The sequence below is a fragment of the Stutzerimonas stutzeri genome, from assembly GCF_018138085.1.
Taxonomy (GTDB): domain Bacteria; phylum Pseudomonadota; class Gammaproteobacteria; order Pseudomonadales; family Pseudomonadaceae; genus Stutzerimonas; species Stutzerimonas stutzeri_AI.
Map to the genome: position 1 here is coordinate 3,603,151 of NZ_CP073105.1, position 18,205 is coordinate 3,621,355.

Consider the following 18,205-nt stretch of genomic DNA (forward strand, 5'->3'; position numbering starts at 1 on the left):
GGCATTAGCGAGCAACGCATCGAAACGGATCGTCTCGACGACGCACTCCTGGTATCTACAGCAAAATCCAGCCGCCCACCGATCGATGGCCAGCTGGCTGGCTTCCACAACTGTCTATAGAGACAGGCCTGCAAGAAAAGTTCCAAAGCAGCAACCACATAAACGCGGGCCGCTATTTTGCAGGTGGGCGCGCCTATATACTAGCGCCCGCCTCACTGTGAGATTCGAAATGAGCCGACATTATCAATACGACGTGCTAGTCATCGGCAGCGGTGCCGCCGGCTTGACGCTTGCTCTCAACCTACCGGCCACGCTTCGCGTGGCAGTGCTGAGCAAGGGCGACCTGGCCAACGGCTCGACGTATTGGGCCCAAGGCGGCGTGGCAGCGGTGCTGGATGATACGGACACGGTCGAGTCCCATGTCGCCGACACACTCGTCGCCGGCGGTGGGCTGTGCAGGGAGGACGCCGTTCGCTTCACCGTCGAGCGCAGCCGTGAGGCTATCCATTGGCTGATCGAACAAGGCGTACCTTTCACCCGCGACGATGCCGACCGCGAAGACGGCAGTTTCGAATACCACCTCACTCGCGAGGGCGGCCACAGCCACAGGCGCATCATTCATGCGGCCGATGCCACTGGCGCGGCTATTTTCAACACCCTGCTGGGACGCACTCAGGGCCGGGACAACATCGATCTGCTGCACCAGCGCGTCGCCGTCGACCTGATAACCGAACGCAAGCTGGGCCTGAACGGCAAGCGCTGCCTTGGCGCCTATGTGCTGGACCGGGAAACCGGCGAAGTAGACACTTTCCAGGCGAAATTCGTCGTATTGGCGACAGGCGGCGCGGCAAAGGTCTACCTGTACACCAGCAACCCGGACGGCGCATGCGGAGACGGCATTGCAATGGCCTGGCGTGCCGGATGCCGAGTCGGCAACCTAGAATTCAACCAGTTCCACCCCACCTGTCTTTACCATCCCAAGGCCAAGAGCTTCCTGATCACCGAAGCATTACGCGGTGAAGGCGCGGTGCTCAAGCTGCCCAGCGGCGAACGCTTCATGCCGCGCTTCGATCCCAGAGCCGAGCTGGCTCCGCGCGACATCGTGGCCCGAGCGATCGACCACGAAATGAAGCGACTGGGCGTGGACTGCGTGTATCTGGACATCAGTCACAAACCTGCCGATTTCATCAAGGCGCACTTTCCGACCGTCTATGAACGCTGCCTGGAATTCGGCATCGACATCACGCGCGAACCCATTCCCGTGGTGCCCGCAGCGCACTATACGTGCGGCGGCGTGGTGGTCGACCAGACCGGCAGGACCGACGTGCCCGGACTCTACGCGATCGGCGAAACCAGTTTTACCGGGCTGCACGGGGCCAACCGCATGGCCAGCAACTCACTGCTGGAGTGCTTCGTCTATGCGCAGTCCGCCGCCCAGGACATGCTGCGAGAACTGCCGTCCATCACGCCAACCGGTCAGCTGCCGATCTGGGATGCCAGCCAGGTCACCGATTCGGATGAAGACGTCATCATCGCCCACAACTGGGACGAGCTTCGGCGGTTCATGTGGGACTATGTCGGGATCGTCCGGACCAACAAGCGCCTGGTGCGCGCGCAGCACCGGGTACGCCTGTTGCTCGCGGAAATTGACGAGTTCTATAGCAATTACAGGGTCAGTCGCGACCTGATCGAGTTGCGCAACCTGGCGACCGTGGCGGATTTGATGATCCGCTCGGCGATGCAGCGCAAAGAAAGCCGGGGCCTGCATTTCACCCTGGATTACCCCGAGCAGCTGCCGCAAGCGACGGATACTATTCTGGTTCCGCCCACCTACGGCGGCTGAATTTCAGCCTGAGGCGAAGGCGCCGATGCTCATCAGGCGGCATTGCCCCACGTGGAATGCACAGGCCACGCACGAACCAGCCGCCTTGAACCCTGAAGCGCAGGATCACGAAGAGTGGCAGCGCCAGGCTGTCAGGCCGCAACTGGACGGGCTGCCAACCGGCACTACGACTCCAGAGCGCCCAGCCTTGCTGATCGTGGCGAAGGCCAAGCCAGGCGGTGTCGCGACTCAGCAGAATGCGCGACGGAATCACCCAGGCGGCGTGCAACAGGCACAACGACAAGCCAAGTACCTGCAGCCAAAACGGAACTGGCAGCATGAGAAGCGTGACGACGGGCAAAACCAATACCGCCAGATAAAGTGCCAGTAACAGGCCAGAGGCTTGCCAGCGGCACTCGAACAGCTGGCTACTTGGGCTGGACACGATCGAGGATCATGCGAACCATGTAACGCAGGTCGTCGTCCTCCGGCTCGGCGCGCTCCATGAACCAGCCGAACATGTCCTGATCCTCGCAGCTGAGCAATTTGCGGTAGCGACGCTGATCTTCTTCATCCAGCTGCGGGTAAACCTCCTTGACGAAAGGCACCAGCAGCACATCCAATTCGAGCATGCCACGACGGCTCTGCCAGAACAGGCGATTGAGTTCGGATTGTTCGACCATGCAAAGAGGCTCCTGAAATTAGGCCGGCATTATAACGACTGGCGCACCCGGCCGGCACATCCCTTGGCAGGCGTTGCGAAGTGTCTGCCGAGGCACGCTGCGTTTTGCCAACCTCCTGCTATGATGCGGTCCGGTTTACTTCACGGCGACCCGTCATGACTGACACTGCTTTTTTCTGCGTCCTGTCGCACGAAGGCATCCTGGCCGTACGCGGGCCGGACGCAAGCAAATTTCTGCAGGGCCAACTGACCTGCAACCTCAACTATCTCGACGCCCAACACTCGAGTCTCGGTGCACGCTGCACGCCCAAGGGGCGCATGCAGTCGAGCTTTCGCATCCTGCCGGAAGGTGACGGTTTCCTGCTGGCAATGGACCGCGAACTGGTACCGGCGCAGCTCACCGACCTGAGCAAATATGCTGCGTTCTCGAAATCCAAACTGCATGACGAAAGCGGCGATTGGGTTCGCTTCGGCCTCAGCGAGGGCGATGGCGCCCTGATCAGTCTCGGGCTGGACTTGCCGCAAGCCGCCAACCAGATAGTCAGCGCCCACTCGATGATCGCCGTGCGCCTGGCCGACGGCCGCGCCGAGCTCTGGACCCGGTCGTCCGATGCCGACACCGTGGGTCGACGGCTGGCAGCGCAGTTGCCTCAAGCGCCGCTCGATCGCTGGCTGCTGGCGCAGATCCGCGCCGGTATTGGCCAGGTGCTGGCAGGTACTCGTGAGATGTTCATCCCGCAAATGATCAATCTGCAGGCGCTGGACGGGGTCAGCTTCAAGAAGGGCTGCTACACCGGGCAGGAAATCGTTGCGCGCATGCAGTATCTGGGCAAATTGAAACGCCGCCTGTACCGACTCGCCGCCGAAAGTATCGACACCGAGGTGCCGGCACCCGGCCTCGAACTGTACTCGCCGGTCCACGGATCGAGCGTGGGCGAGGTGGTCCTGGCGGCCAGCGCAGAGGGAACGCTGGAACTGCTCGCGGTATTGCAGGAGGATGCGGCAGCCGATGGCCGTATTTCCCTGGGATCGCCAGACGGCTCGCCGCTCACGCTGCTTGACCTGCCTTACACGCTAGACGCGGACCGAGAAATCCAGCGCTAGTCCCTGCCTGCCACGCAACAGAATCATCAATAAGGAGCGACATGAGCACTCTTGCCGACAAGGTCCAGCGGGACTTGATGCAAGCGATCGAAAACGACGAGCTGGTCCTGCCGACGCTGCCGGAAGTGGCTCTACGGGTCCGTGAGGCCGCCGAAGACCCTGACGTGAGCATCCCGACGCTGGCGAAGGTGATCGGCAATGATGCAGCCTTGACGGCGCGCATCATCAAAGTGGTCAACAGCCCCCTGCTGCGTACCAACCGGGAGATCAACGACCTGCAGATGGCGATCAGCCGCTTGGGCATCAACTACACCTCCAACCTGGCAACCGGCCTGGCAATGGAACAGATGTTCCAGGCGACCACCGACGTCGTGGACCGCAAGATGCGCGAGGTCTGGAACAAGAGCACGGAGATCGCCGCGATCAGCCATGTGCTGTGCCGCAACTTCACCCGTCTGCCGGCCGACCAGGCGACGCTGGCGGGCCTGGTTCATCAGATCGGCGTGCTGCCCATCCTGACCTATGCCGAAGAACACAGCGCACTGCTCAGTGACTCCATAAGCCTGAACCACGTGATCGATCGCATTCATCCCGTCATCGGCGAAAAGATTTTGCACGCCTGGGAGTTTCCCGATTCGATCGCCGTGGTACCGGGCCAGCATCTGGATTTTTCCCGCGTATCGGACAAGGTGGATTATGTCGATATCGTCCAGGTCGCGACGCTGCAGAGCCATATCGGCACCTCCCACCCCTATACGCAGCTCGACTGGAACCGGATTCCGGCATTCGCCAAGCTGGGGCTCGATCCTGCCACGCTGCTCCAGGAAGACGAAGACCTGTCCGCAGCGATGGATGCGGCGATGAGCATGTTGCAGTAACTCTTCCCCCGCGCGGGTGCCTTCCGGCGCCCGCCTGTCTGCTTCAACCGATGCGACCGTTCTCCTACCGCTCGCCGGAGCGCAGGAACCCCTGCCAGCGGCCCCCAGTCACAAATATAGACGGCGCTCTTGCCGCATCTTGCTTGTGCCACTGGTCTTGCCTCGGCACCGCATCGACTTGTCAGTAGATGAAGGAGAACAACATGACGACCAAAGCTTTCCTATCAGGTACCGCAGCAGTGCTGTTCGGTGTAGCGGCGAACTTCGCGCTGGCCGCAGAGGGTGAAAACTTCGTCGACGAGGCCTCGGCCAAGGGCATGGCGGAAATAGAAACCGCCAAGCTGGCACTGGACAAGGGCACCGCCGAGGACGTCAAGACCTTCGCGCAAAAGATGATCGACGATCACACCAAGTCGAATCAGCAACTTGCCAAGCTTGCCGGCCAGAATGACGACCTTGAAATGTCAGACGAAGCGACGCTGATGGACAAGGCCAAGGCCATGATCCTCAAACTGCGTGATGGCGAAAACTTCGATCAGGCCTATGCCAACAATCAGGTAGTGGCCCACGAACAGACCATCGAGCTGTATCGCGAATACGCGAAGAACGGTGAAAACGCCGAGCTCAAGCAGTTCGCCGAATCCACGCTGAAAGAGCTGGAGCAGCACTTGCAACACGCAAAGGAACTGGCCTCCAAGCACGGTAGCAAGCAGTAAACACAATGCCTGGCGCTTCGGCCGCGGCGCCAGGCTCACACCACGGACGGTAGCGTCCAGTCGATCGGCGCCAATCCTTGCTGTTTGAGAAACTGGTTGGCCCGACTGAAATGCCCGTTGCCGATGAATCCGCGATGTGCCGACAGCGGCGAAGGATGAACCGACTTGAGCAACAGGTGTTTGGTCGGATCGATCAGCTTGGCTTTGCTCTGCGCATGAGCGCCCCAGAGCATGAACACGACGTTCGAGCGTCTTTCGCTGACCAGCTCGATGATCCTGTCGGTCAGCCGCTGCCAGCCCATCTTGGCGTGCGACCCGGCCATTCCTTGCTCGACCGTCAGTGACGTATTGAGCATCAGTACACCTTGATCCGCCCAATGCTGCAGGTAACCATGGCCCGGAATCTCCAGATTCAGGTCGCGCTTGAGTTCCTTGAATATGTTCTGCAACGACGGCGGCGGCGCCACTCCCGGTTGAACGGAGAAGCACAGGCCATGCGCCTGGCCGGGACCGTGATAAGGATCCTGCCCCAGGATCACGACCCGCACTTGCTCCAGTGGCGTCGAGTTCAGCGCGTTGAAAATCAACGGACCCGGCGGATAAATGACCTTTCCAGACGCTTTTTCACGGCGTAGAAAATCGCCGAGCTCCCGCATGTAGGGCTGTTCGAACTCGTCGCGCAAGGCGGTTTTCCAGCTGTCTTCGAGTTTGACGCGATCACCTTGATTCATGGAACTACCCTGGTTGCCGAGGCGCTGACCCTAAGGAAAGCTTCGCAACGAGTCAATGCGGGCCCCGGCGGCGTCCAGGCACCGGCAGACGATATGAAAATGTCGCCCACCGCACAGTTGCATGATCAAGCCCTGCTGTACGACCAATGAGCAGGTGACGGGCAGTAGGAGTGCGCGCTAAAAAAGCGTCTTGCCAACAACAATTACAACAAGGAATCGCCATGAAACGGAGCATCCTTCTGGCTTTGGGGCTGGGCTTCTGCCTGGCCGCCGAAGCGGCCGACCCAATCACCCTTGGGCTCAACTATCCGCGCACGGGCAGCTATAAGGAGGAAGGACTGTCACAGATGCGCGGCGCACTGCTGGCGATCGAAGAGATCAACGCCAAAGGTGGCGTGCTGGGCCGACCGCTGAAGCTATCGAGCCGCAATTCCGCCTCGCGACCCGACAAGGCCGTCGCCAACGTCGACAAGCTGGCCGACGAAGGGGTTGCCATGCTGTTCGGTGGCGCATCGAGCGCAGTCGCCATCGCCGCCGGCAAGCGAGCCAAGGAGCGTGGTCTCCTTTATTTCGGCACCCTCACCTACTCCAACGACACCACTGGCAAGGACGCCCATCGCTACATGTTCCGCGAGTGCAACAACGCCTGGATGAGTGCGCAGGTGCTGGGGCAATACCTGAACGAACACCTGCCCGACAAGCGCTATTTCTACATCACCTCCGATTACACCTGGGGGCACACCAGCGAGAGCTCGCTGCGCCAGGCAACCGGCACCCAGGACAATCGCCAGCATCCGGGCATCAAGACAGCATTCCCCGGCGCACGCCTATCCGATTACCGCGAAGCGCTGACCCAGGTTGCCAAGAGCGACACCGAGGTGCTGGTGCTGGTGCTCTTCGGCGAGGATCTGGTGCGAGCCATGCGGATCGTCGACGAGCTGGGCCTGAACAAGAAAATGCAAATCGCGGTACCGAACCTGACCCTGAGCATGGTTGAAACGGCAGGCCCCGACATCATGCGCGGCGTGCTGGGCACCGAGCCCTGGACCTGGCGCGTCCCCGATCTCGAAGGGTCGGCTGCAGGCCAGCAGTTCGTCGAGCATTACGACGAGCGCTATCAGACCCACCCTTCCAGCTCGGCCGCTTCGGCCTACAGCATCGTCTATCAATGGGCCGACGCGGCCACGCGTGCCCGCAGCCTCGACAGCGAGCGGATCATCGAGGCGCTGGAAGGCCATCGCTACAGCCTGCTCAAGGACGAACAGCAGTGGCGCACCTTCGATCACCAGAACCTGCAGACGGTCTACGCGGTAAGGGTCAAGCCGCGCGAAGACGTACTCAAGGATCGGTTCAAGCAGGACTACTTCGACATCGTTCACCGTCTGACCGGCGAGCAAGCGGCACCGTCGCTCGCCGAATGGCAGGCGGAACGACGCGCGGCGGGCCAACCGCTGACGCTTCAATGACCGATGGCGGACGGCACAGGGCATTCGCGCCACGCCCTGTGCCGTCCCGCTTCATGACCGATGGCTTTCGCCGCGAGGGCCGACTCGCGCGGCACTGGCGCCACGTCGCATCTCATCTGCAATCAGCGCACCCCTTCCCTGCCGCCGCCCGCTTGCAACGTACGAGCTATTTGCCTATCTGATACAGACCAATCGCAGTAATCCTGACGAGGATGATCACATCATGAGCAACACTGCCGTTGAACCCTACAAATCTGGCGTTTTCGATCTGACCCACAAGCTGACCGTGGAAAAACACGGCCACACCGCGCTGATAACCATCAATCATCCGCCGGCCAATACCTGGGATCGTGAGTCGCTGATCGGCCTCAAGCAGGTGGTCGAGCACCTAAACCATGACGACGAGGTTTATGCGCTGGTCATCAGCGGCCAGGGCGAGAAGTTCTTCAGCGCGGGAGCCGACCTCAAGCTCTTCGCCGACGGCGATCGAGCACGCGCACATGAGATGGCCAAGCGCTTCGGTGAAGCCTTCGAGGCGCTGCGCAACTTTCGCGGTGTGTCGATCGCCGCGATCAACGGCTTCGCCCTTGGTGGCGGCCTGGAGTGCGCACTGGCCTGCGACATCCGTATCGCCGAACAGCAGGCGCAGCTCGGCCTGCCGGAAGCTTCGGTCGGGTTACTGCCCTGCGCTGGAGGCACCCAGGCGCTGGCGTGGCTGGTCGGGGAAGGCTGGGCGAAACGGATGATTCTCTGTGGTGAGCGACTAAGTGCAGATACCGCGCTGCGTATCGGGCTGGTGGAGCAGATCGTGGAACCCGGCGAAGCCCGCGGACACGCCCTTTTGCTGGCTTCCCGAGTCGCGCGTCAGAGCCCGGTCGCGGTGCGCACCATCAAGCCGTTGATCGACTCCATGCACCGCCGCGGCCCAGCGCAACAGGCCTCGGCCGAGCGCGAGGCGTTCGTCGACCTGTTCGAGGCGCAGGACACGCTGGAAGGCGTCAATGCGTTCCTCGAAAAGCGCGACCCGCGCTGGAGGAACTGCTGAACCGGCCGGTCCAGAAGCCTGACGAACCTCAGATAGCGTCCCGGCGCGGCAGGCCGGGCGCAGTCTGACACCCCTCTACGCCAGGATTCAGCAGAGCACCTTTAACGGCGCGGCTGGCGACCGCCGAAATCGCGCGGGTACATTCGCAAATCGCTTCGGTCGCGGATCAGCGGTGACCGTCCGTACTGCTGGGGTCGATCGTGGTGCCAGCGCTGCGAACGATCGATGCCGGACCTGCCACGGTCATTCCAATGCCGACGATACTCACCATGACGCTGGTGTCTCCAGCTCTGCGGGTCGGCTTGGCGGTGTCGGTCGTAGTAGCGCGGAGGGAGCTGCCCCTGGTAGCGTGGCGGCAGGTTCTGTGGATATTGGCGGTATTGCGGATAAGGGCTGCGGGGGTCGTACTGGTAGGCGCGGCTTTCCACGCGATAGCTGCCGCCATCCGGCTGGTAAACCCACACACCACCTCGCGAATCCGCACACGCCTGCGTCACGAAGCCCATGAACAGCAGCATGATCGCCATCGGTATCTTCATCGAACACCTCCTGGCCGCTCTGCCTGACAGCTGCGGCCTTTGACATCTGACCACAACGAACGGCCGTCTGGCATTCATGCCGACCGCAGGTGCGTATCCATATGTGTCACCGAGCCGCAGCGCCCGCGGGGCCTGTGAATGGCTACGGCCTTGTATGGCTGCCGTGGGTTCCCGATAATAGCGGCCTTTTAGCCTCGGCTCGTGCAGAGCGCCACAGGAACCCGCGATGACCGAACTCGCCCTGATCATGGTTAGCGCCATCCTGGTCAACAACTTCGTGCTTGTGCAGTTTCTCGGTCTGTGCCCGTTCATGGGCGTTTCGAAGAAGATCGAAACCGCAATAGGCCTTTCGCTGGCCACTACCTTCGTGCTGACGCTAGCAGCCATGTGCAGCTATCTGGTGCAACAGTATGTGTTGAAACCGCTGGACCTGGAGTTTCTCCGCACCATCAGCTTCATTCTGGTGATTGCGGTGGTGGTTCAGTTCACGGAAATGGTGGTGAACAAGACCAGCCCCCTGCTCTATCGTGTCCTGGGCATCTTCCTGCCGCTGATCACCACGAACTGCATCGTACTGGGCGTCGCCCTGCTGAATGCCAACAAATCCGAATTCACCTTCATTACCGCCACGGCCAACGGTTTTGCCGCCGGCCTGGGCTTTTCCCTAGTGCTGGTGCTGTTCGCCGCCATGCGTGAGCGCATCGCCATCGCCGACGTTCCCAAATCGTTCCAGGGCGCAGCCATCGGGATGATCACGGCTGGCCTTATGTCACTCGCGTTCATGGGCTTCAGTGGGTTGATCAAGCTATGAGTCTGGTCGTAATCGCCGTGCTCGCGCTCCTTGCGCTGTGCCTGATATGCGGAGCGATCCTCGGATTCGCCGCGGTTCGCTTTCGTGTCGAGGGCGACCCGATCGCCGAGCAGATCAACGCGCTGCTGCCGCAGACCCAGTGCGGCCAATGCGGCTATCCAGGCTGCAAGCCCTACGCCGAGGCGATCGCTGGCGGCGACAAGATCAACAAATGTCCACCGGGTGGCGTGTCCACCATCCAGGCCCTGGCCGACCTGCTCGATGTCGAACCCGAGCCACTGGATGCCGTCGAGGGTGAAGTGCCACCACGCGTCGCCTATATCCGTGAGGCCGAGTGCATCGGCTGTACCAAGTGCATCCAGGCCTGCCCGGTAGACGCGATCGTCGGCGCCGCCAAGCAGATGCATACGGTCATCGTCTCCGAATGCACCGGATGCGACCTCTGCGTCGAGCCCTGCCCGGTGGACTGCATCGACATGATCGAACTCGGCAGCAACCTGCAGAGCTGGAAGTGGGAGCAGCCCTTGATGCCAGGCCAGCTGATCGCAACTGACCGGGAGCAGGCCGCATGACTTCGCTGAACATCTGGGACATCCACGGCGGCATCCATCCGCCGGAGCGCAAGGAGTTGTCCAACCGGACGCCCGTCCAGCGACCGCCCGTGCCGGCGAAACTGGTGGTGCCGCTCGCCCAGCATCTCGGCGCACCGGCCGAACCCTGTGTCACGCTTGGCGAACGCGTCCTCAAGGGACAAAAGATCGCCGAGGCCAGCGGTTTCGTCAGCGCACCGGTGCATGCACCCACCTCCGGCATCGTCAGCTACATCGGCCCGCAACCCTACCCGCATGTTTCCGGCATGCTGAGCGCCGCCATCGTCATCGACAGTGACGGCCAGGACGAATGGACCGAGCTGCGACCGCAGGCGGATTACCGGGCCATGCCGGCCGACCAGCTGCTGGAAACCATCCGTCAGGCCGGAATCAGCGGCCTCGGTGGTGCGGGCTTTCCGACGGCAGTCAAGCTCACCGCCCCGCCCAGCCAGAAGATCCGCACGCTGATCATCAACGGCACCGAGTGCGAACCCTACATCACCGCCGATGACCTGCTGATGCGCGAGAAGGCCACTGAGCTCGTCGCCGGCATCGAAATCCTGACCCACCTGATCCAAGCCGAGCAGGTGCTGATCGGCATCGAAGACAACAAGCCCGAAGCCATCGAAGCCGTACGCACCGCGGTCGGCAAGCGTGACTTTCAGATCAAGGTTTTCCCGACCAAGTACCCTTCCGGCGGCGAGAAGCAGCTGATCCAGATTCTTACCGGAGAAGAAGTACCCAGCGGTGGCCTGCCGGCCGACATCGGCATGCTCTGCCAGAACGTCGGTACCTGCGTGGCCATTCACGACGCCGTACTGCTGGGCAAGCCGCTGATCTCGCGAATCACCACCCTGACCGGCGAAGCGCTGGCACGCCCGATGAACGTCGAGGCGCTGATCGGCTCCCCGGTGAGCGAGCTGCTCGCGTTCGCAGGGCTCGACACTGGCAAGCTCAACCGCCTGATCATGGGCGGCCCGATGATGGGCTTCACCTTGCCATCAATGGACGTCCCCCTGGTCAAGACCACCAACTGCCTGCTGGCCACGACCCTGGCTGAGCTGCCACCGCCGCCTCCGGCGTTGCCGTGCATCCGCTGCGGCGAATGCGCGGAGGCCTGTCCGGCCAACCTGCTACCGCAGCAGTTGCACTTCTTCGCGCTAGGCCAGGAGCACGATCAGCTCAAGGCGTACAACCTGTTCGACTGCATCGAATGCGGCGCCTGCGCCTATGTCTGCCCCTCGAGCATTCCCCTGGTGCAGTACTACCGCGCCGCCAAGGGCGAAATTCGTGCGCTGGAACAGAAACAGCAGAAAGCCGAGCATTCCAAACAACGCTTCGAGCTGCGCCAGGAGCGCCTGCGACGCGCCGAGGAGCAGAAGGAAGCAGACCGCAAGGCGCGGGCCGAGCGCGCCGCACGCGCCAAGGCAGCCCAGACGGAAACCAGCGCGCCAGCCAACCTGGACGATCCACTCGCCCGCGTGCAGGCGAACAAGACGGGGCTGTCGGAGGAGCAGAAAAAACTCAAGATCGAAGCGAGCATGGCCCAGGTCGCCCTGAAGAAAGCAGAGAAGCAACTCGCCGCGCATGCGACAGCCGAACTCGAGGCCCAGGTCGCCGAGCTGCGCGAGGCGGCCGCGACAGCGCAAAAGGCCCTGGACGAGGCCATGGCGCTCGCGCCTCCGTCACCGGCAGCACCCGCCCCGGCAAACAGCGACGCGGCCAAGAAAGCCAAGATCGAAGCCGCCATGCTCCGCGCACAGCTGCGCAAGCTGGAGAAGCTGGAAAGCCCGGATGCCGAACAGCAGGCCGAGCTGACCCGCCTTCAAGCGCAACTCGCCGACGCCGAAAAGACATTGGCCGAGGCACAGGGCAGCGCAGCCACCACGGCGCCGGCCAAGCCCGCCAATGACGAGGCACTGAAGAAAGCCAAGATCGAAGCCGCCATGCTACGCGCGCAGTTGCGCAAGCTGGAGAAGCTGGAAAGCCCGGATGCCGAACAGCAGGCCGAGCTGACCCGCCTTCAAGCGCAACTCGCCGACGCCGAAAAGGCCCTGGCCGAAGCGCAGGGCAGCGCAGCCACCACGGCGCCGGCCAAGCCCGCCAATGACGAGGCACTGAAGAAAGCCAAGATTGAGCTCGCGATGAAGCGGGCCGAACTGAAGAAAGCCGAGAAGGCCGGCGCAGACGACGCCGAGCTGAGCCGGCTTCGTGATGGCCTGGCCAGTGCGGAGCAGGCATTGCATAAGGCTGAAGAGAACTGCGGCAAGCCCGCGCCGGTGCTCGTTCGGCATGACAAACGCCCGCTGGACGACCAGACCCGCGTGCTGAAAACCGATGCGGCCTACGCTCGCGCCGACTTGCGCAAGCTGGAACGCGATGCGGCCAGTGACGCCAGCGCGATCGAGGCCGCCCGGGCGCGACTGGACGAAGCCGAACGCAAATTGCAGGCACATACCGATTCGTTAGGGGCCGAAGCGCCGCCGGCGTGACCGTCCTGGGGCGGCGCCACTGCCCTACACTGCTTAAACCGGAGAGCCAATGGCCCTGCCCCGCATCACTTCACCGCATACCAAGGGAAACAACCGCACCCAGCGGGTCATGTTGCTGGTGTTGGCCGCAACATTGCCGGGAGTCGTCGCCCTGACCTGGCTATATGGTGCCGGCACCCTGATCAACCTGCTCTGGGCCAGCGTCGTGGCGCTTGCCGTCGAGGCGCTGATCCTCAAGATTCGGCAACGCCCGGTGGCATTCTTTCTACGCGACGGCAGCGCACTGGTCACCGCCGTGCTGCTGGCATTGGCGCTGCCGCCTTACTCGCCGTGGTGGCTCACGCTGATCGCCACCGGTAGCGCCATCGTGTTTGGCAAGCAGCTTTATGGCGGCCTGGGTCAGAACCCGTTCAACCCTGCGATGATCGGCTACGTGGTGGTACTGGTGTCCTTCCCGGTGGAGATGACCACCTGGCCCGTGCCGCACAGCGTCGGTGTTGGCGCCGGGTTGCAGCATATTCTCGGCATCGCCTCGCTGCCCGACGGTTGGGCACAAGCCACGGCACTCGATGTGCTGAAGGTCAACAAGAGCCTTACGGTCGACGAGCTCTGGGCCAACCCGGCGTTCGGTCACTTCGGCGGCATCGGCTCGGAGGTGGTGAACCTGGCGTTCCTGGCCGGAGGCCTGTTTCTGCTGCACAAGCGCCTTTTCAGCTGGCACGCGCCGGTCGGCATGCTCGCCGCGCTGGCGGTCATGAGCCTGCTGTTCTGGAACGGTTCCGGATCGGATAGCCACGGCTCGCCACTGTTCCATCTGCTCAGCGGCGCGACCATGCTTGGCGCCTTCTTCATCGTCACAGACCCGGTGAGCGGCGCCACCAGTAACCAGGGCCGGCTGATCTTCGGCGCCGGCGTCGGCGTGCTGGTTTATGTCATCCGCGCCTGGGGCGGTTATCCGGACGCCGTGGCGTTCGCCGTGTTGCTGATGAACTTGGCCGCTCCGACCATCGACTACTACACCCGCCCGCGCACCTACGGCCACCGCAAGGCCGAGCGCGGCTTCAAGCTGGGCGAATGACATGATCCTTCCTGAACTCAGCCGCTCGATGCTCAAGAACAGCCTGGTGCTGGGCCTGTTCGCCGTGGTCACGGTCGGCGCGGTAACCCTTCTGCAGCAGTTCACCGCCGAGCGCATCCAGGCATCCGAGCGTGCCGCACAGCTAAGCGCGTTGAACGAAATTCTGCCCCGCGGCAGTTATGACAACCAGCTGCTCGACAGCAGCATCGAAGTGCACGACCCGCTGCTCGGCACCCGCAAGCCGCTGGCGGCCTATATCGCCCGTAAGGATGGCAAGCCCAGCGCGGTGATCCTTCAGGCCATCGCGCCCGACGGCTACAGCGGCGCGATACGACTGCTCATCGGCGTACGAGCGGACGGTCGGATCGCCGGCGTTCGCGTGGTCGGCCACCGCGAGACGCCCGGCCTGGGTGACAAGATCGAACTGGCCAAAAGCCGGTGGATACGCAGCTTCGACGACCGTTCGCTGAGCGATCCGGGCGAGTCCGGCTGGGCCGTGAAGAAAGACCGAGGCGCATTCGACCAGTTCGCCGGTGCCACCATCACGCCGCGTGCGGTAGTCGGCGCGGTGCATCGAGCCCTGCAATACTTCGAGGCGCACAAGGCCGAGCTGCTCCATGCCGACGGCATCCCGGCGGCGCCTGGAGAGACGCTCGACGAGCATGTTGAGCCGGCGCCAGTGACCACGCACTCACGCGCGGGCGACGCAGCCGCCCGCGACGAGCTGCGAATCGATGAGCCGCAGCCCGCACAGAAAGGTCAGACACCATGAGCAATCCCAGCTACCGCGAACTGAGCGTCAACGGCCTGTGGAAGAACAACCCGGCGCTGGTCCAGCTATTGGGGCTCTGCCCGTTGCTCGGAGTGAGCAACTCCACCGTCAACGCGCTGGGACTCGGACTTGCCACCGCACTGGTACTGATCTGCTCGAACATCGCCGTGTCGCTGGTACGCAGCGTGGTCAATACCGCCGTGCGCCTGCCGGCCTTCGTGATGATCATTGCGGCGCTGACCACCTGCATCGAACTGCTGATGCAGGCCTACACCTACGAGCTCTACCAGATCCTCGGCATTTTCATTCCGCTGATCACCACCAACTGCGTGATCCTCGGCCGCGCCGATGGCTTCGCGGCCAAGCACAATCCGCTGATCGCCGCCTACGACGGCCTGCTCATGGGGCTGGGGTTCGCGTTGGTGCTGGTCGTCCTCGGCGGGCTACGCGAGCTGTTCGGTACAGGGGCCGTGTTCGCCAATATGCACCTGTTGTTCGGGCCGGCTGCCGCAGACTGGCAAATCACCCTGTTCAGCGACTACAAAGGCTTCCTGCTGGCGATCCTGCCGCCCGGCGCCTTCATCGTGCTCGGCCTGCTGATTGCGCTGAAGAACCGCATCGATCTACAACTGGCCGAGCGCGCCAAGGCCAGGCAGCCGGTCGAGCCGGTGCAAAGCCGTCGGGTACGCGTCACCGGGGTGATCGAATGATGCGAGGAGGACCCGCCCGATGAACGCCGCGAAACGTCGGGAGATCTTTCGCCGCTTTCACGAAGACAATCCTGAGCCCAAGACCGAACTGGCATACAGCACGCCCTTCGAGCTGCTGATCGCGGTGATTCTCTCAGCCCAGGCCACCGACGTCGGCGTAAACAAGGCCACGGCCAAGCTGTATCCGGTCGCCAATACCCCGGAAGCGATCTACGCGCTTGGCTACGACGGCCTGTGCAGCTACATCAAGACCATCGGCCTGTATCCGAGCAAGGCGAAGAACGTGCTGGAGACCTGCCGCATCCTGATCGAGAAACACGGCAGCCAGGTTCCCGACAGCCGCGAAGCCCTCGAAGCGCTGCCAGGGGTAGGACGCAAGACCGCCAACGTGGTACTGAACACGGCGTTTCGCCAGTTCACCATGGCCGTCGACACCCATATCTTTCGTGTCGCCAATCGCACGAACATCGCCCCAGGCAAAAATGTGCTGGAAGTCGAGCGCAAGCTGATCAAGTTCGTTCCGAAAGACTATCTGCTCGACGCCCACCATTGGCTGATCCTGCATGGGCGCTACGTCTGCAAGGCACGCAAGCCACAATGCGGCAGTTGCCGAATCGAGGATCTCTGCGAGTACAAGCACAAGACCTCGGACGATTGATCCGCCCCGGCAAAAAGCTGCCCGCTGATTGAAAAAATCTTTTTTACGGCCATGTTTTTTGTCGCTATAAGGAGCGCCAACAGCGCGCCTTAGCCGTGGAGTGAGACAAGTGTCCGAGAAAGAAGATATCCAGATTGAAGACGACTTCGTCGCAGACGACGAAGACGATACTGCAGAGGCCCCGGTCGAAGTGGCCAAGACCAACCTGACCAAGCGCCGGATTATCGACAATCTGCTCGAAGAACGCCGCCTGCAGAAGCAGCTCAACGAGTTCGACTTCGACCTCTGAAACGAAAAAGCCCCGAACGTCGGGGCTTTTTTATGCGCTGTCGATCAATCGCGGCGAGACGGTGAAAGCAGTTCCACCTTGTAGCCGTCTGGATCCTCGACGAAGGCGAGAATACTGGTGCCGTGCATCATCGGACCCGGCTCCCGGGTGATCTTGCCGCCGCGGCTGCGGATGTCCTCACACGCCTTGTAGACGTCCTCGACTTCCAGCGCGATGTGACCGTAGCCATTGCCCAGGTCGTATTTATCGACGCCCCAGTTGTGGGTCAGTTCCAGCACACTGTTGTGCGCCTCATCGCCATAGCCGACGAACGCCAGGGTGAACTTGCCGTCCGGGTAGTCCTTCCGGCGCAGCAGGGTCATGCCCAGCACTTCGGTATAGAAGGCGATGGATCGCTCCATATCGCCGACGCGCAGCATGGTATGCAGCAGTCTCATGGTGTTTTCTCCTCATCGACAAGGCATTTAGCGGTGCAGAAAACACAACCCCGGCTCGTGGCCGGGGTCATGGTCAGGCATCGGGCAGGCGACGTTAGAACTGCGTCCGACCCTTGTTCGCGGCGATGCGCATGCGCAGCGCGTTGAGCTTGATGAAGCCACCGGCGTCGGCTTGATCGTAAGCGCCGGCATCGTCCTCGAAGGTAGCGATGTTGGCATCGAACAGCGAATCGTCCGATTTGCGGCCCGTGACGATGACATTGCCTTTATAGAGTTTCAGACGCACCACACCGTTCACATTGATCTGCGAGGCGTCGATCATCTGCTGCAGCATGCTGCGTTCCGGGCTCCACCAGTAGCCGTTGTAGATCAGGCTGGCGTACTTGGGCATCAGCTCGTCTTTCAGGTGCGCCACTTCGCGGTCCAGGGTGATCGACTCGATGGCACGGTGGCCCTTGAGCATGATGGTGCCGCCGGGGGTTTCGTAGCAGCCGCGCGACTTCATGCCGACGTAGCGGTTCTCGACGATATCCAGACGACCGATGCCGTTCTCGCCGCCGACCTTGTTCAGGTAGGTCAGCACTTCGGCCGGGGTCATCTCTTTGCCATCGATGGCAACGATGTCGCCCTTGCGGTAGGTCAGCTCGATGTAGGTCGGCGAATCCGGCGCGGTTTCCGGGGACTTGGTCCAGCGCCACATGTCCTCTTCGTGCTCGGTCCAGGTGTCTTCCAGCACGCCGCCTTCATAGGAGATATGCAGCAGGTTGGCATCCATTGAGTACGGTGACTTCTTCTTGCCGTGACGCTCGATCGGGATTTCGTGCTTGGCCGCGTAGTCCATCAGCTTCTCGCGCGAGAGCAGGTCCCATTCGCGCCACGGAGCGATGACCTTTACGCCCGGCTTGAGCGCATAGGCGCCGAGCTCGAAACGAACCTGGTCGTTGCCCTTGCCGGTCGCGCCGTGGGAAATGGCATCGGCACCGGTCTCGTTGGCGATCTCGATCAGACGCTTGGCGATCAGCGGACGGGCAATGGAGGTACCGAGCAGGTACTCACCTTCGTAAACGGTATTGGCGCGGAACATCGGGAAGACGAAGTCGCGTACGAACTCTTCGCGCAGGTCGTCGATGTAGATTTCCTCGACGCCCATGGCCTTGGCCTTGGCACGCGCTGGCTCGACTTCCTCGCCCTGTCCGAGGTCGGCGGTGAAGGTCACCACTTCGCAGTTATAGGTGTCTTGCAGCCACTTGAGGATCACCGAGGTGTCCAGGCCACCGGAATACGCCAGGACTACCTTCTTTACGTCGGCCATTGCCATCCACTCCCGGGATTGTAAGGAAAGCGAGGATTCTACTGGTCGCGGCGGCGGTTTTACAGGGGCGCGA

20 protein-coding genes are annotated in these 18,205 nt (G+C 62.2%); 14 read left to right on the top strand and 6 right to left on the bottom strand.

Annotated elements, in window-relative coordinates:
• Nucleotides 1-229 precede the first annotated feature (229 nt).
• The gene (gene nadB, locus KCX70_RS16585; protein ID WP_212618189.1) at nucleotides 230-1,843 is read left to right on the top strand and encodes an L-aspartate oxidase; all 1,614 of its coding nucleotides are present in this window, start codon (nucleotides 230-232) and stop codon (nucleotides 1,841-1,843) included.
• Here the strand turns inward: nadB and KCX70_RS23335 are convergent.
• Both KCX70_RS23335 and KCX70_RS16590 read right to left on the bottom strand, forming a co-directional pair.
• Entirely contained in the window at nucleotides 1,812-2,267 is a 456-nt protein-coding gene (locus tag KCX70_RS23335) for a protein YgfX (protein ID WP_249121655.1), read from the bottom strand. The two genes, nadB and KCX70_RS23335, sit on opposite strands and share 32 nt — an antisense overlap.
• Nucleotides 2,251-2,505, bottom strand: a complete 255-nt coding sequence (locus KCX70_RS16590) for a succinate dehydrogenase assembly factor 2 (protein WP_212618190.1) — start codon at nucleotides 2,503-2,505, stop codon at nucleotides 2,251-2,253. Before KCX70_RS16590 ends, KCX70_RS23335 begins: the two co-directional genes overlap by 17 nt.
• 155 nt (nucleotides 2,506-2,660) lie before the next feature.
• Between KCX70_RS16590 and KCX70_RS16595 the strand changes: the two genes are divergently transcribed.
• From KCX70_RS16595 to KCX70_RS16605, 3 genes are all read left to right on the top strand, one after another.
• Nucleotides 2,661-3,608, top strand: coding sequence for a YgfZ/GcvT domain-containing protein (locus KCX70_RS16595; RefSeq protein ID WP_021206992.1), 948 nt, complete (start codon nucleotides 2,661-2,663; stop codon nucleotides 3,606-3,608).
• A gap of 41 nt (nucleotides 3,609-3,649) precedes the next feature.
• Nucleotides 3,650-4,486 (top strand): HDOD domain-containing protein, encoded by an 837-nt coding sequence (locus KCX70_RS16600; protein ID WP_021206993.1) that lies wholly within the window; start codon nucleotides 3,650-3,652, stop codon nucleotides 4,484-4,486.
• 203 nt (nucleotides 4,487-4,689) lie between these two features.
• A complete protein-coding gene (locus tag KCX70_RS16605) occupies nucleotides 4,690-5,202 on the top strand; it encodes a DUF4142 domain-containing protein (RefSeq protein WP_102853544.1) in 513 nt (170 codons plus the stop codon).
• Nucleotides 5,203-5,237: 35 nt separating this feature from the next.
• On the opposite strand, the gene ung is transcribed toward KCX70_RS16605, so the two are convergent.
• On the bottom strand, nucleotides 5,238-5,933 hold the full coding sequence (ung, locus tag KCX70_RS16610) for a uracil-DNA glycosylase (RefSeq protein WP_212618191.1): 696 nt from the start codon (nucleotides 5,931-5,933) through the stop codon (nucleotides 5,238-5,240).
• Nucleotides 5,934-6,154: 221 nt separating this feature from the next.
• On the opposite strand from ung, the gene KCX70_RS16615 reads away from it, so the two are divergent.
• Nucleotides 6,155-7,399, top strand: coding sequence for a substrate-binding protein (locus KCX70_RS16615; protein WP_212618192.1), 1,245 nt, complete (start codon nucleotides 6,155-6,157; stop codon nucleotides 7,397-7,399).
• 223 nt (nucleotides 7,400-7,622) lie between these two features.
• Nucleotides 7,623-8,444 carry an enoyl-CoA hydratase gene (locus KCX70_RS16620; protein ID WP_102847505.1) on the top strand — a complete coding sequence of 274 codons (822 nt, stop codon included), beginning with the start codon at nucleotides 7,623-7,625 and terminating at the stop codon, nucleotides 8,442-8,444.
• A 101-nt stretch (nucleotides 8,445-8,545) separates the two neighbouring features.
• Here the strand turns inward: KCX70_RS16620 and KCX70_RS16625 are convergent, their stop codons facing one another.
• Nucleotides 8,546-8,983: a hypothetical protein gene (locus KCX70_RS16625; protein WP_212618193.1), complete on the bottom strand. Its 438-nt coding sequence runs from the start codon at nucleotides 8,981-8,983 to the stop codon at nucleotides 8,546-8,548.
• 226 nt (nucleotides 8,984-9,209) lie between these two features.
• Here KCX70_RS16625 and rsxA point away from each other — a divergent pair, with 226 nt between their 5' ends.
• From rsxA to KCX70_RS16665, 8 genes are all read left to right on the top strand, one after another.
• Nucleotides 9,210-9,794, top strand: coding sequence for an electron transport complex subunit RsxA (rsxA, locus tag KCX70_RS16630; RefSeq protein ID WP_021206999.1), 585 nt, complete (start codon nucleotides 9,210-9,212; stop codon nucleotides 9,792-9,794).
• A complete protein-coding gene (rsxB, locus tag KCX70_RS16635) occupies nucleotides 9,791-10,366 on the top strand; it encodes an electron transport complex subunit RsxB (protein ID WP_212618194.1) in 576 nt (191 codons plus the stop codon). Before rsxA ends, rsxB begins: the two co-directional genes overlap by 4 nt.
• A complete protein-coding gene (gene rsxC, locus KCX70_RS16640) occupies nucleotides 10,363-12,876 on the top strand; it encodes an electron transport complex subunit RsxC (RefSeq protein ID WP_212618195.1) in 2,514 nt (837 codons plus the stop codon). Before rsxB ends, rsxC begins: the two co-directional genes overlap by 4 nt.
• 49 nt (nucleotides 12,877-12,925) lie before the next feature.
• Nucleotides 12,926-13,954: an RnfABCDGE type electron transport complex subunit D gene (locus tag KCX70_RS16645; protein ID WP_212618196.1), complete on the top strand. Its 1,029-nt coding sequence runs from the start codon at nucleotides 12,926-12,928 to the stop codon at nucleotides 13,952-13,954.
• 1 nt (nucleotide 13,955) lies between these two features.
• The gene (gene rsxG, locus KCX70_RS16650; protein WP_212618197.1) at nucleotides 13,956-14,726 is read left to right on the top strand and encodes an electron transport complex subunit RsxG; all 771 of its coding nucleotides are present in this window, start codon (nucleotides 13,956-13,958) and stop codon (nucleotides 14,724-14,726) included.
• Entirely contained in the window at nucleotides 14,723-15,436 is a 714-nt protein-coding gene (locus KCX70_RS16655; protein WP_021207004.1) for an electron transport complex subunit E, read from the top strand. Before rsxG ends, KCX70_RS16655 begins: the two co-directional genes overlap by 4 nt.
• Before the next feature lie 19 nt (nucleotides 15,437-15,455).
• Nucleotides 15,456-16,094 carry an endonuclease III gene (nth, locus tag KCX70_RS16660; RefSeq protein ID WP_102853552.1) on the top strand — a complete coding sequence of 213 codons (639 nt, stop codon included), beginning with the start codon at nucleotides 15,456-15,458 and terminating at the stop codon, nucleotides 16,092-16,094.
• 109 nt (nucleotides 16,095-16,203) lie between these two features.
• Nucleotides 16,204-16,383: a PA3496 family putative envelope integrity protein gene (locus KCX70_RS16665; RefSeq protein WP_021207006.1), complete on the top strand. Its 180-nt coding sequence runs from the start codon at nucleotides 16,204-16,206 to the stop codon at nucleotides 16,381-16,383.
• Between the two features lie 44 nt (nucleotides 16,384-16,427).
• Here the strand turns inward: KCX70_RS16665 and gloA are convergent, their stop codons facing one another.
• Complete coding sequence (gene gloA / locus KCX70_RS16670; protein ID WP_021207007.1) at nucleotides 16,428-16,820, bottom strand: lactoylglutathione lyase; 393 nt, start codon at nucleotides 16,818-16,820, stop codon at nucleotides 16,428-16,430.
• Nucleotides 16,821-16,914: 94 nt separating this feature from the next.
• Nucleotides 16,915-18,132 carry an argininosuccinate synthase gene (locus KCX70_RS16675; RefSeq protein ID WP_102853553.1) on the bottom strand — a complete coding sequence of 406 codons (1,218 nt, stop codon included), beginning with the start codon at nucleotides 18,130-18,132 and terminating at the stop codon, nucleotides 16,915-16,917.
• Nucleotides 18,133-18,205: the final 73 nt, after the last annotated feature.